The organism is Litoribrevibacter euphylliae, assembly GCF_042646085.1.
Lineage (GTDB): Bacteria > Pseudomonadota > Gammaproteobacteria > Pseudomonadales > Litoribrevibacteraceae > Litoribrevibacter > Litoribrevibacter euphylliae.
The window spans coordinates 674,470-687,814 of sequence record NZ_JBHRSZ010000004.1 but is presented as its reverse complement, the minus strand read 5'-3'; the positions used below and the strand labels follow the sequence as shown (position 1 = coordinate 687,814).

The 13,345-nt window shown below is 41.7% G+C and carries 16 protein-coding genes; 7 read left to right on the top strand and 9 right to left on the bottom strand.

What is annotated here, in order from left to right; genetic code table 11:
• Nucleotides 1-29 precede the first annotated feature (29 nt).
• From ACFOEK_RS10630 to ACFOEK_RS10610, 5 genes are all read left to right on the top strand, one after another.
• On the top strand, nucleotides 30-857 hold the full coding sequence (locus ACFOEK_RS10630) for a hypothetical protein (RefSeq protein ID WP_386720324.1): 828 nt from the start codon (nucleotides 30-32) through the stop codon (nucleotides 855-857).
• Between the two features lie 35 nt (nucleotides 858-892).
• Complete coding sequence (locus ACFOEK_RS10625) at nucleotides 893-1,720, top strand: hypothetical protein (protein WP_386720321.1); 828 nt, start codon at nucleotides 893-895, stop codon at nucleotides 1,718-1,720.
• A gap of 35 nt (nucleotides 1,721-1,755) precedes the next feature.
• Nucleotides 1,756-2,583 carry a hypothetical protein gene (locus ACFOEK_RS10620; RefSeq protein ID WP_386720318.1) on the top strand — a complete coding sequence of 276 codons (828 nt, stop codon included), beginning with the start codon at nucleotides 1,756-1,758 and terminating at the stop codon, nucleotides 2,581-2,583.
• 326 nt (nucleotides 2,584-2,909) lie between these two features.
• A complete protein-coding gene (locus tag ACFOEK_RS10615; RefSeq protein WP_386720316.1) occupies nucleotides 2,910-3,773 on the top strand; it encodes a metal-dependent hydrolase in 864 nt (287 codons plus the stop codon).
• 52 nt (nucleotides 3,774-3,825) lie between these two features.
• Nucleotides 3,826-5,451, top strand: a complete 1,626-nt coding sequence (locus ACFOEK_RS10610; RefSeq protein WP_386720313.1) for a flavin-containing monooxygenase — start codon at nucleotides 3,826-3,828, stop codon at nucleotides 5,449-5,451.
• A 116-nt stretch (nucleotides 5,452-5,567) separates the two neighbouring features.
• Here ACFOEK_RS10610 and ACFOEK_RS10605 read toward each other — a convergent pair whose 3' ends face one another.
• From ACFOEK_RS10605 to ACFOEK_RS10575, 7 genes are all read right to left on the bottom strand, one after another.
• Entirely contained in the window at nucleotides 5,568-5,939 is a 372-nt protein-coding gene (locus ACFOEK_RS10605; RefSeq protein WP_386720310.1) for a hypothetical protein, read from the bottom strand.
• A gap of 39 nt (nucleotides 5,940-5,978) precedes the next feature.
• Nucleotides 5,979-6,473: a hypothetical protein gene (locus tag ACFOEK_RS10600; protein ID WP_386720307.1), complete on the bottom strand. Its 495-nt coding sequence runs from the start codon at nucleotides 6,471-6,473 to the stop codon at nucleotides 5,979-5,981.
• Between the two features lie 94 nt (nucleotides 6,474-6,567).
• Nucleotides 6,568-7,323 (bottom strand): metallophosphoesterase, encoded by a 756-nt coding sequence (locus tag ACFOEK_RS10595; RefSeq protein WP_386720304.1) that lies wholly within the window; start codon nucleotides 7,321-7,323, stop codon nucleotides 6,568-6,570.
• A gap of 67 nt (nucleotides 7,324-7,390) precedes the next feature.
• Nucleotides 7,391-7,981: a hypothetical protein gene (locus ACFOEK_RS10590; protein ID WP_386720301.1), complete on the bottom strand. Its 591-nt coding sequence runs from the start codon at nucleotides 7,979-7,981 to the stop codon at nucleotides 7,391-7,393.
• 127 nt (nucleotides 7,982-8,108) lie between these two features.
• Entirely contained in the window at nucleotides 8,109-8,501 is a 393-nt protein-coding gene (locus ACFOEK_RS10585) for a DUF4288 domain-containing protein (RefSeq protein WP_386720298.1), read from the bottom strand.
• A gap of 134 nt (nucleotides 8,502-8,635) precedes the next feature.
• Nucleotides 8,636-9,367 (bottom strand): DUF1963 domain-containing protein, encoded by a 732-nt coding sequence (locus tag ACFOEK_RS10580; RefSeq protein ID WP_386720295.1) that lies wholly within the window; start codon nucleotides 9,365-9,367, stop codon nucleotides 8,636-8,638.
• Nucleotides 9,368-9,499: 132 nt separating this feature from the next.
• The gene (locus ACFOEK_RS10575) at nucleotides 9,500-9,931 is read right to left on the bottom strand and encodes a hypothetical protein (RefSeq protein ID WP_386720292.1); all 432 of its coding nucleotides are present in this window, start codon (nucleotides 9,929-9,931) and stop codon (nucleotides 9,500-9,502) included.
• A 293-nt stretch (nucleotides 9,932-10,224) separates the two neighbouring features.
• Between ACFOEK_RS10575 and ACFOEK_RS10570 the strand changes: the two genes are divergently transcribed.
• Together ACFOEK_RS10570 and vapC are read left to right on the top strand one after the other, a co-directional pair.
• Nucleotides 10,225-10,419, top strand: coding sequence for a type II toxin-antitoxin system VapB family antitoxin (locus ACFOEK_RS10570; protein ID WP_386720289.1), 195 nt, complete (start codon nucleotides 10,225-10,227; stop codon nucleotides 10,417-10,419).
• Nucleotides 10,416-10,808: a type II toxin-antitoxin system VapC family toxin gene (gene vapC / locus ACFOEK_RS10565; protein WP_386720286.1), complete on the top strand. Its 393-nt coding sequence runs from the start codon at nucleotides 10,416-10,418 to the stop codon at nucleotides 10,806-10,808. The genes ACFOEK_RS10570 and vapC overlap by 4 nt, the downstream gene beginning before the upstream one ends.
• 162 nt (nucleotides 10,809-10,970) lie before the next feature.
• Here vapC and ACFOEK_RS10560 read toward each other — a convergent pair whose 3' ends face one another.
• Complete coding sequence (locus tag ACFOEK_RS10560) at nucleotides 10,971-12,170, bottom strand: 2Fe-2S iron-sulfur cluster-binding protein (RefSeq protein ID WP_386720283.1); 1,200 nt, start codon at nucleotides 12,168-12,170, stop codon at nucleotides 10,971-10,973.
• Nucleotides 12,171-12,289: 119 nt separating this feature from the next.
• Nucleotides 12,290-13,147, bottom strand: coding sequence for a metal-dependent hydrolase (locus ACFOEK_RS10555; protein WP_386720280.1), 858 nt, complete (start codon nucleotides 13,145-13,147; stop codon nucleotides 12,290-12,292).
• Nucleotides 13,148-13,345: the final 198 nt, after the last annotated feature.

The window sequence follows — 13,345 nt, the reverse complement described above, 5'->3', positions numbered from 1 at the left end:
AACTCAACAAAGACAAAAGGACTTGTCTCATGGGAATGATCAAAAACCTCTGGCGAGGCTTTCGAGGCGGGCCAGACTTCACGGAAGTTAATCACCTAAACGCTTCACTTGAAAATATTCAACTTAGTGTGGAACTCCCCTATTCCAATATCATTACGGAAGAACCCCCACGCCCTATCCACTTCCCTTTTTTAAAGGATCGTTGGTTTGAAGAAAACGCTAAAAGTTTAAAGCACTACCATTACGTCAATGTTGATACACAGGCTTGGTATTACGTACCAGCGGTTGTATCGCTTCCAAATGGTGAGTTAGGTTCATTATGGCTGTCCACAAGAATCAAACGTATCCCTGATGACAAGAACATCAGCGCTTTTGATCTTGATGAACTAGGCAAGTATCTGATTGATGAATATGAAAACTACCACAATGCTCCTATTAGCGACGATGAAGAGGATAATTTCAAAGGGAAGAATACAAGGATAAGACAGTCTGTAATTGAGCAATCAAACAACAGAATTGAACCTTGGAGCGAGGAAGAAATCGATAGACAAGTATCTTACGACATATACTCCCGAGGCTATGCGCCTTTGAAGCCTCATCAAATCAAAACCATCAACGGCCGTCCTTGGGTATTTTACGTTGAACAACAGAATCCAGAGTTTCCTTCTAAAAATCGAATTTACTGCATGCCTTTGAGCGATAAGTTTTATCTAGCATTGGATTTTGGTTACAAAGTCGGGCCAGGAGACAAATTCAAACTCTGGAAAGACCACGCCGAAGCGGCTGAAAAGCGCATTATGGAATCCGTCAAATTGATCATTCCAAACGATGAGTTAGCCTTAACCCATCAAGCTTAGAAACGGAACTCAACAAAGACAAAAGGACTTGTCTCATGGGAATGATTAAAAACCTCTGGCGCGGATTTCGAGGCGGGCCAGACTTCACTGAAGTTAATCACCTAAATGCCTCACTGGAAAATATTCAATTCAGTGTAGAACTCCCCTATTCCAATATCATTACCGAAGAACCCCCACGCCCTATTCACTTTCCTTTTTTAAAGGAAGGTTGGTTTGAAGAAAATTCATATCGCCTAGGACATGATCAATATGTCGTTCTAGACACTCAACTATGGTACTACGTGCCTGCACCGATCTATTTACCCAATGGTGAACTTGGCGTGTTGTCGCTTAGTACTCGGATCAAAAAATTACTGAAGAGCTCTGAAGTTAGTGCATTTGATTTAAATATACTTGGCGAGTGTATCATTGAAGAGTATGAGAATTACTACAACGCCACTCCTATTGAAGGAGACGAAGATTCATTTAAGGGTTGGAATACTCAACTTCGACAAAGAGTAAGAAACCAATCAGAACAAATGTCTTCACCTTTTTCAGAAGTGGAATTAGAAGAACAAATTAGACTTGAGCTATCCTCCTTTGGCTATGCCCCCATGGCACCTCACCAAATCAAAACCATAAATGGTCGTTCCTGGGTATTCTGCATAGAGCAGCAATTACAAAAACGGCATTCAAAAGACCGAATGTACTGTTTACCCCTAAGCGATGAATACTATCTTTGTATGCGCTTTCGGTACCGTGTAGATATCAACGAAAAATTCAAACTCTGGAAAGACCACGCCGAAGCCGCTGAAAAGCGCATTATGGAATCCATCAAACTGATTATTCCAAACGATGATTTAGCCTTACCCCATCAAGCTTAGAAACGGAACTCAACAAAGACAAAAGGACTTGTCTCATGGGAATGATCAAAAACCTCTGGCGAGGCTTTCGAGGCGGGCCAGACTTCACGGAAGTTAATCACCTAAACGCTTCACTTGAAAATATTCAACTTAGTGTGGAACTCCCCTATTCCAATATCATTACGGAAGAACCCCCACGCCCTATCCACTTCCCTTTTTTAAAGGATCGTTGGTTTGAAGAAAACGCTAAAAGTTTAAAGCACTACCATTACGTCAATATCGATACACAAGCTTGGTATTACGTACCAGCGGTTGTATCGCTTCCAAATGGTGAGTTAGGTTCATTATGGCTGTCCACAAGAATCAAACGTACCCCTGATGACAAGAACATCAGCGCTTTTGATCTTGATGAACTAGGCAAGTATCTGCTTGATGAATATGAAAACTACCACAATGCTCCTATAAGCGACGATGAGGAAGACAATTTCAAAGGTAAGAACACCAGAATCCGGAGAGATGTTATTGAATTTGGTGCTAGTAGAAGCACCCCTTGGACACAGGAACAAATAGAACGCGAAACCAATATCAGATTAGCAGGTTCAGGTTATGATTCTTTAGAGCCACACCAGATTAAAACGATTAACGGACGCCCTTGGGTTTTCTATATCGAAAAAAAATCTAAAAAGTTGTCATCCAAGAATCATATTTACTGTATGCCTTTAAGCGATAAGTTTTACCTAGCATTGGATTTTGGCTACAAAGTCGGGCCAGGAGACAAATTCAAACTCTGGAAAGACCACGCTGAAGCCGCTGAAAAGCGCATTATGGAATCCGTCAAACTGATTATTCCAAACGATGAGTTAGCTTTGACTCATCAAGCGTAATCTCTTCTTTTCCTGAGTTCTCTCTTCCTTATACATCTCATTTTTGAGCCGGATTCACCAAATCCGGCTCTTTTTTGTCTGCGAAAATCCGTTCAGACACAAGTTATCAGACTTTCCTTTTCCAGAGCTTGAGTCACCTGTCCCCCTTTATATTCGGTCCATAAGCCACTCAGAAGCCCTTCAACTTGTGAACTAACCCTACATTTTTTGTGTTTTTTTACTTGCCAATTCCATTTCAAGCAAATACATTACCCTATGTTACATCAATTAATGTAACATTAATAAATGAACCATTTTTATGGTTGGATAAGTTAGAGGTAATTTTTATGAGTACGGTAGAATTTAAAAACAAAGTGGCTCCATTGCATCGTAACCTTAAGTTTAAGTTATCTAAGGAAGATGCAGATAACTGGAATCCCGCTGGTGTGCCTTTTACTCAGTTCATGAACACCCTTTCCATCTTCTTCCCTGCGGGTGAGAAGTTTTTCATGGACAGTATTCAAAACTATCGTGATCAAATTACAGATCCTCAACTTCAAAAAGACATCAAAGAATTCATGGGCCAGGAAGCACTACACACTCGTGAGCACTTGGTTTACAACCAGGCGTTGATTGACGCAGGTTTCCCCGTCGATAAATACATGGATCGCGTTGAGAAGCTTCTAAAACGCGTTCAAAAAGTCTTCCCGAATGACGTTCAACTTGCTGTCACCATTTCTCTTGAGCACCTAACCGCAAGCTTGGGTAACACGGTGCTGACCGATCCAAAGCTAATGGAAGACGCAGAGAAAAACTTCTCCAACATTTGGTATTGGCACTCGATGGAAGAGATCGAACACAAAGGCGTTGCCTACGATGTCTGGAATGACGTGATGGGCAAAGGTCTATACAGCTACTCAGTTCGTTCTGGTGTGCATATTCTGGCGCAAGTGGTGTTCTGGTCTTTGGTGATTCCGTTCCACATTGGATTAGTTCGTAAATCCAAAAAACTCAGCAATGCTAAAGGCTGGGCAAGCTGTATGAATTACCTATGGGGCAAACCGGGTGCGCTACGCCGTATCTTCCCTGATATGCTCGATTACTTCCGCCCTGGCTTCCACCCTTGGCAGCACGACAACAGCAAACTCTTGGATCAGATCGACGAGTTCTCTCAATCTGTCAAAAACGAATACAAACAAGCCACCGCCTAGCGTGCGCTTTCTCCTTAGTTAACTAACAAGCTGACGTTAGACGAGGTAATTTATGAATAATCAATCTACGCCGATCAAAGAAATTGATGTCGTCATTACTGGTGCAGGCTTTGGTGGTTTGTGCATGGCCATCCAGATGCGAGAAGAAGACAACGATAACTTCGTGCTTCTAGAGAAAAGCCATGACATTGGCGGAACCTGGAGAGACAACAGTTACCCAGGGTGCGCCTGTGATGTTCAATCGCACATGTATTCCTACTCCTTTGCTCCAAAGAACGACTGGTCAAAACGCTACGCGCCATGGAACGAAATTCAGAAGTACATTTTAGACACCGCTGAAAAATACAACATTCGCCCGTTCTGCCGTTTTAATCAGGAAGTAACGTCCGCTGTTTTTGATGAAACAGCAGGTCGTTGGACAGTAAAAACAACCGCAGGTGATACCTACCTTTGCCGCCACTTCATTCTGGCGTCCGGCCCGCTGCATGTGCCTCAGATTCCAAACATCAAAGGTTTGGAAAACTTCAAAGGTCATGTATTCCACTCCGCCCGTTGGGATCACGATTACGACCTTGAAGGTAAGAACGTGGTATCCATCGGTACGGGCGGAAGTGCCATCCAGTATTGCCCGGAAATCGCACCGAAAGTGAAGAAACTACATGTCTTCCAACGAACACCAGCTTGGGTATTGCCTCGTGACGATCGTAAATATCTGGGTATTGAAAAGACCGCGTTCAAACTGATCCCAGGTTGGAGAAAGCTACACAGATTCCGCCTGTACTGGACCAACGAATCTCGCGTATGGCCAATGTTCCACCCCTCAGTGGCAAAATCATTAAGCCAAATCGCAAAAACCTGGATTCGTTTCCAAGTGAAAGACAAAACCATTGCCAAGCAACTGACGCCAGACTACACCATCGGCTGTAAGCGCATTCTGATTTCCAACAAGTACTACCCGATGTTTAATCGTGACAATGTAGAACTGGTGACGGATGGCATTAGGGAAGTCAAAGAAAACAGCATCGTGACGCAAGACGGCCAGGAACGCCCAGTGGATTGCATCATTCTCGGCACCGGATTCGTCGTCGACCCTCGTCAATACATGCAAGATTTTGAACTGGTTGGCGCCGGTGGCCGTCAGCTAATGGACGACTGGAAAGACCATACAGAAGCCTACTATGGTACCTCCATCACAGGTTATCCTAACCTTTGGATGTTGATCGGCCCGAACACCGGGCTTGGCCATAACTCCATCATTTTCATGATCGAAGCTCAGGTTCAATACATCCTTAACTGTATGAAGGCCATCGAAGAACGTGAATCTGATTACATGGAAGTGAAGTCACAAGCTCAGGAAAGCTTCAACGCCAAGTTACAAGAACTGCTGAAAGACACGGTTTGGAGCTCTGGCTGTCAAAGCTGGTATCAACAAGCCGACGGCAGAAACACCACGCTGTGGCCTAAATCCACATGGCGCTACTGGTTAGAAACGCTAAACGTCAAAAAGAATGACTACAACTTCACCCGCTTGGCACAAGATCAAATGGGAATTGATTACTCAGCGGATGCTCAAGCTGAAAATGCAAGGAATGCTGAAACGGCTGATAGTGCGACTAAAAAGCCAACTCGTAGAAAACGTACAAGCAAGAAACCTGCGACGGAACCTAGCGCAGTGTAAAAATCTAGGTTCGTATTGAATTAGCCTGTCAGCTAATTGAAACCCTTTGGTGTCCACCCACCGTTTTAGCCCGTCATCGACGGGCTTTTTTGTTTACTTAAGAGCTTTCTTGAACTCTAAATTTCATGATTATCACTGCTCGCGATAATACACATTTCGTCAAATACCCATTTATAGTTGGAATCGATTTTTCTAACCTGAGGCCTCAGCTTGGATAAAAGCCTCTTTGCTTGATTCCAAGAAATTTGAGATTCATCTAAATCAGTTTCAATTCTTGGTTTCCCAGTTAATGGACTAATCACAGTCTTTTTAATGTACTTTGTTAAGTTTGGCTCCATATACAATCGAGTAGAACCTTCATCATATGGAAGACGTCTAATAGGAAACATCAGAACATTAAGTACGCCTTTGCTATCGTGATATGAAACACTTAAAGAACCTCCATCGCGATATACATCGAAAGCTTTCAGTTTAAAACGTCTGAACATCACAATTCCAAGTTCTTGAGTACATCCTAACAAAGTGAATTAAGCTTTTTCACATCCATTTCTTAGTTTCAAGCCGAAGTATTTATTGAACAATACTGGACAAAAGAACTCTTCGTATTCTTGATTTGGTATCCCGTTAGATGTGTATTCAACATACGAAAAAACACTATCAATAAAATATGCCATTCTCGTTAAATACGTTCTCGCTTCAACGTTGCCCAAGCGCTTTGTTAGCCTAACACGAGCAAGATCCTTCCTTATATTTTCATGATTTTTATATCTGATAGAAAAATCTTTATGGGAGTAAAATTCAGCCGCGAATGCTTCTGCCTCAAGAATCCACTCAACATCATGAACGTCCATCCTCTTTGCTGCGTTTCTCAAGTACTTTTTCGCAACTATCAACCCATCCGATAGCTTGCTGCTTGAGCGAAAACCTTGGTACTTAGCACAGCAATCCAGCAAATAAAGTTTAATTGATATTATGTTGTTTCGAGACGCACTCAAGTTTACTAAATGCTGATATACATTCATTTAATTCACACTTTTGGAATCTAAAAGATCTGCTGCATTGGTTCCAATGGAAGAAAGGAAAAATAGTTTATTAGAGTCTTCCCCCCTAAAGAGGTTATACGCTTTCTATCTCTATAAATGTCCCTTGTTCAAAATCATCATTAAACTCTTCAGGGTAACCACGGGGATTGCAAATCACTCGACAACCCTCTATTTCGTAATCTGACGAATTATGAAGGTGACCATGAACCCAGTAGTTAGGTGAATAATCTTTAATTAGATTTTCTAGATCAGAGACATATGCTGCGCTAATTATTTCACTTCTTTGATAATCAGGCAGAGATCGAACACAGGGACCATGATGGGTAATTACGACAACAGTCTCATCCCGAAGTTTTTCAAGTTCTGCTTCCAGCCATATTCTTGATCTGCGGTGGATATCGGCGACATCAATAGATCTAAGTTTTGAGTATTTAGGCGAAACTTTTATCTTTTTATAATCAGTCATCACTTGCTGACATTCATAGCCAGCTATACGAGGATCTCCATGCAACTCAAAATTCGTCCAGAGCGTCGTACCAAGAAAGTTAACACCACCAATATTTACTACGTCCTGTTCCAGAACTTGGACATTAGATCCTTCTGCCTCTTCCTTCATTGAATTAATATGTTTAGGAAATGCCTTACCATAAAACTCATGATTTCCGAGAACATATAATACGGGCTTATCTTTGATATTTTCCTTAGCCCAGTGAATCCCTTTCTCTTTGATATGAATATCACCAGCAAGAATTACCAAATCAGCGTCGTTCTCCTCAAGCGAGAGATCTTCAAATTCGATATGTAGATCACTTAGAATTTGTATTTTCATTTTTCTGAACTAAACCTAAGCCAACTGGCCCCAAGCTGAAAGCTTCGTATTAATTTTTAGGGTGTTTTTATAGATCCCATGTTGCAACCAATAATACAACAAGTAAAAAAAGTGTATAAGGTAAGAAACTTGTATATTTTCCTTTGAATACACTTTTCCGATAGTAAATTGTCAAAAACAAGAACACTAAAAAGAAAGCGCAATGTAAGTAAATATAGAAGTTATTGGGATTTGATTTTAGTTTAATCTCAAAGAACTGAAGATTTTCCAGTGCTGTTGAAGTCGATAGCTGAAGCAAAACTGTTTCTTGTTTTGGTAATTGAATTATTCCATAGTTTAAAGTCAATTTATTACGCCCACCACCGTCAGTACTTGCAGGCTTAGGAAGATATGATTGACTAGCATTTTCTTCTATACTGACATCGATCTTAATTTTAGATGAATTTGAATGAGGAAATCCCCCCTGCCTGGCTGTTAAACGGATACTGTGATGTATGTAACCATTTAACTTGCACGTTACAGGATTTTTCTTAGTTAATTCTTTGAAGCAAATATCTTCTTGGAAACGAATCTGGTTATTGAATTCAAATAAGTATGCGGCTAGAAAAACCAATGATACGAAAAATAGGAGTAGTGACAATGTTATTTTTTGTTTCATGATAATAAAATATAATCCACCAAAAACCGGGTCAATTTGATTAATACCAATTAAAACACCTTTAAACTTGACTACTATTTATATCTTTATCTTATTCATAAAATTCCGGTCATTGAGAATTTAGATATTAGTCTTTGGAAAACACTTCTAATTCTGACTTTTCCTTGACCATAGACTTAACAGTTTTTATTGCTTTATTTTCATGTTCAGCCCACATAATTTCTGATCCATCTTCTAACTCCTCGTAGACAGGCAACAAGGAAGTTAAGCCTTCAAAGACAAACTGAACCAGCACCCCATCTGAGTTCTCATAGGGTTCATTGCCATTTTTCGCTTCTTCTATGGCTTTTAGATACGCTTCATCAGGAGTCGCGGCTTTAATAAGAATTGTATTTTCCCATGCAACACAACGCTTGTTTTCGTTGGAATCATCTTCAGCAACGACTTTGAATCTTTCTATATAAGAGGCCACATACCAGCTAACAGGACTGACATCTTTATTTCTATACTTTTTAGGCATACAACTCCCTTTGAAATAGAACAATCAGAAAACCGGCAGATTTGGAGAGGAGCAGTCTGAAAAATAACTAAGCCCCACCGTTGCTTATTGCTACGATTCTACCTATAGAAAGCACAACATACACTTATTAGCCATTAGTGACACTGTAGCTCCAATTGAAATTCATCTTTATGTTCTGGGCAACGAAAGAAATACACCAACCCTACATCGCCCCACATAATATTGGCTTCATCCTCAGAATCGACTTGCGCATAAAACACCATCTCAGCACTACACTTAGGGCAGACGAATTCTGCTTCACCTTGAACAAAACGAGGGTATCCTCCTAGAAGAGTTGCATAGTCATCTAAACAACCTGTTCTCTCAACCGCATCTTCATACTCTTCCCAAGGAGAATCATCATTAACCTTGCAGCATAAATCACTTACCTCTTCAGAGACTGAATCTAAACTTTCCCAGTCAGGAAGGACTTCAACGGATGTAGTTTCTACAGAGCATGGTACAGGCGCAAATTCATCTTCAGAGCTTCGTTTAATATCTGTTAGTTTTTTACTGGAAGGCTGCTTATATAGCTTTACTACCCATTGCCCCTTTTCTTCGTCATCAAGCCCCCACGGAAAGCATTCATTGCAATAGTAAAAAACAAAGAGCTGTTGCTCTTCTTCATCTAGAATTTGATTAATGAAAGTTAGCTCTTTCTTACAGGTTCGGCATGACGGCCAATGATCACCAGATTCAGCATAAGGAAGCCCACCAAACTTACTTTCACAGGAAGGAGCTAAAGCCGATTTATCTGCCTTGAGTTCAAGTTTCAATGCCTTTCTAACCAAAGATTTTAATAGGCTATCCAATTTATCTTTACTCATATTGATCCTTATTATTGAATACGCCCTATTAACGTCGAGGCAATAAATATTTTGAAATTCTGGGGTTTCAGACAGTTTGAATGCCTTTGTGATCTGTTCCACCAGCCATCAGCCAGACCATCTACTTAATAATTATTCCACCTCTGGAGTAGCTATCTCCTTACTCTCTTTTTCAAACTTTTTCAGATAATGAATAGAGTGAAGAGCTGATCCATACAACAACAAAGGTAAAGCACTAAAAGAATCAAAGAAATCTCCAGTTTCTTGAAAACCAACGATGAAGTCTAAAACTTCTAAGATTAATAAAACTGTAGGCGCCCATATTTTTTCTTTGAGCATAAAAAAGAAACAAACGTAGGAGACTGCTGCTGCCCCCAGAAATACCCACTTACTACCAAAATGTTTGCCAATAGCTACTTGTAACGGTTCGAATGGAATGAAAAGCAATGCAATACCCAATGCAACTGTAATAAATCCATAGTAAGAAACGAATTTAACAACTTTCCTTGCACCTTCTGGTTCCTTTGCTCCCATAAAAAGTGCATTAAAAAAACTCTGTGACATTGCTGTCTCCTTAAATTGTAAGAACTTAACGCTTGCAGCGTTTTATCCAGCTAGCGTAGCTTTCTGAACAAATCCACTGTATCCGCGCTATCTTAACCAACTTACCCTACAAGAAAACCCCAAGAAGCAAAAATAGTTCGGATAGAATTATCCGTCGTAACTGATAACAATCCGTTCTTAGGTCGATACGACTTGCAAGTAAAAATGTGGCCCACTCTACTTCATCTATGGACATGCTCTCCCAGCATGCTAATGTGTATACATTTACAAATGTATACACACAGGTATTTTTTATGAGAACCAATATTGTAATTGATGATGAGCTGATGGCTAACGCTCTGAAAGTCAGTGGTTTAACCACAAAGAAAGATGCCGTTGAGGAAGGCTTGAAACTACTCATTAAGTTAAACGAGCAACGGGCTGTGCGTAGTTTAAGAGGCAAAGTTCATTGGGAAGGAGATTTAGACGAAATGCGAGGCGATAAGTGATTATTGCCGATACAAGCGTTTGGATAGATTACTTTAATGGTGTTATTAACTCGTTTACCGACGAGCTGGATAACCAACTCATGGAAGGGAATGTTGCTTTAGGCGATTTGATTTTGCTAGAGATATTACAGGGCATAAAAAGCGACAAGGAATACAATAAAACCAAGCAACTTCTTACTAAGCTCGACCAATATGAAATGCTTGGAAGCGGTATGGTCGTTCAGTGTGCGGATCATTATCGGCTGCTCAGGAAGCAAGGCATTACGATTAGGAAAACGGCTGATGTAATCATTGCGACGTTTTGCATTGAGAACAAGTTGCCACTGCTATTTACAGATAAAGACTTCAAACCTTTTGTAGAACATTGCGGGTTAATTTCAGCAATTTGATAAGCTCTAATCAGAAATGAGTATTCAGTAATATGAGTAAAAAAGACGCGCTTCGGGGACGATAGGCGCGTCAAACAAGGGGCCAAAGTCCACGCCCTTTACGCTTTATTTTCTGGTAAGGCGATTTAAAGCAAAAGAGCGTGGTCGATGTTTGGGAATGGATTATTCGTCGTAACTGATAACAACTCGGTCTGAGGTCGGTACGGCTTGGCAGGTAAGGATGTAGCCCTGCTCTACTTCGTCTGCTTCTATGGACATGTTTTCCTTCATGTCAGCGGAGCCTTCGATCACTTTGGCTTTGCAGGTGCCGCAGGCGCCAAACTGGCAGGCGTGCGGCAGATCTTCGTTTTGTTTCAGTGCTTGATTGAGAATAACTTCGTTGCTTTCATCCCAATCAAAATCCACCGATTGTCCGTTATGGATGACGCTAATCTGCGATGCATCAGCCGAGGCGCCTGCAGCACTTGGTGTTGTTTCTTCAGACTTCGATTTGCTGGCACTCTTTAAACCAGCCGTTGCACTTGATTCAGAAACAGCCGCTGTGAATAGCTCTCGCTGAATTCGACTTTCATCCACGTCGTTATCAAGAAGAATATTCTGAACCATGTCGGTCATGCCTTGCGGGCCACATAAGTACCAATGACTGGCTTCGGTTAGATCCGGAATATCCGACAACATGTTGCGAATTTCAGTAGTCTGTTTGGCAGAACGCGTACCATCAATGGAGTGAATCATGCCATCCAAACTGTCTGCAATCGCAAAGTGAATGGTGAGCTGTTGGCTTGGGTCTTCAGAGAAAAACGGCAGTAGGAAGAAACGATCCGGATACTGAGTTTTAAGCACTTCAAGCTTGTCTCTGAACATCATGGTGTCGGGTGAGCGGTTGGCGTAGAACAGCACGAACTGACTGTCTTGTTCGTTCTTCAACACCGTATTCACCATCGACATAATCGGTGTAATGCCACTGCCACCGGCCACACCCACATAGCAAGACGCTTGTTCTGCTTTTGGTGTTTGAGGCACGAGTTGAAAGCGGCCCATTGGCGGCATGACTTCCAGTTCATCGTTCGCCGCCAGGTTTTCTACTGCGTAAGCAGAGAACTGACCGTCACTGATTTTACGAATCGCGACACTGAGTTTGTCTTCCCCCTGCGGGCTACAAATAGAATAGCAACGGGAGACTAACTTGCCGTCAATGCGTGCTCGAAGCGTCAGGTATTGCCCCGGTACAAACTGATAATGAGGCTTCAGTTTTGATGGAATATCGAACGTCAGCATCACGCTGTCGTCAGTTAAAGGGTTCACATCCGCTAGCTTTAATGTATGGAACTGCGTTTCAGGATTACTTGCTTTAGACATCATTCAATCATCCATAGGGAGTTGCCATCCCCTTTAATACAACCCAGGTTAATTGCAGTTGAACAAAGGATACGGCAACTCATTTTCGTTCTTATTATTTAATCAGTACCAGTCAGGAACTCTTAACCGGCAACCACAGCGTCTGACTGAGAAAAGTCAGCAACACGAGACTCCAACTCAGGAATAAGATCCAAAAACTCGCGGTTGTCATGATCCCAAGGGTGGAAGCCAGGTTTGAAATAATCCAACCAAGCAGGGACGGTTTTGCGGATCATGCCCGGCATCAACCACTGATAGCGGAAGGATTTCCACAAACCACCCAGGTTAGTGTGGTCGCCCTTTTTCTTCAGCATTCGAAAGTAATACGGGTACAGAAGACCAAAGAATATGCTGGTTGCAGCAATCAAGGTGGTGGTTCTTAGTGCATAAGCTTTCGGCGAATTCCCCATCACCTCTTTGTACACATCAAAGGCCACCGCTTTGTGCTCTGTTTCTTCCAGCGCATGCCATTGCCACAGAGCAGCGAAGTGAGGTTCAGCACCTTCCAAAAATTCAGGATGCTTCAACAAGGTATCGGCAAAAATCGCAGTTAAGTGCTCTAAGCCAATGGTGACCCCTAGCTGGAAAGATTGTGGTGTGGTGTTCTTAATGAAATTCAAAAGCGACGTCACTTGCGCTTCCATTTTGTCGATAGGAAAACCCGCGTCCATCAGCGCTTGGTTGTACTCATCGTGCTCACGACCGTGCATGGCTTCCTGACCAATAAAGGCTTTTACCGCCTGTTGTAGATCAGGATCAGTCACTTCATGGCGATAGTTTCTAACGCTTTGAATAAAGAAGCGTTCCCCTTCAGGGAAAAAGATCGACATCGCATTAAGGAACTGGGTCACATGGCGACCGGCCTTATTCCAATCGGTTACCGCTTTGATCGGCAATTTAAACTTCAGGTTTCTTTGAATTGGAGTAACAAGACTGTTCATTTAGGCCCCCTGATCAAACTCAATTCGCTTTCTATTTAATTAACTTCACTTGTGTTACATATTTTTATGCGCCATCAATTGATGTTGCATAAAACAATGTATTATAGTGTTTGAAGGTTTGGCAAGTTTTTTAAGTGAAATTCGACGAATCGTCGTTTTAAGAACGTCATTTTAAGAACCACGAATCAAGCTTGCGAA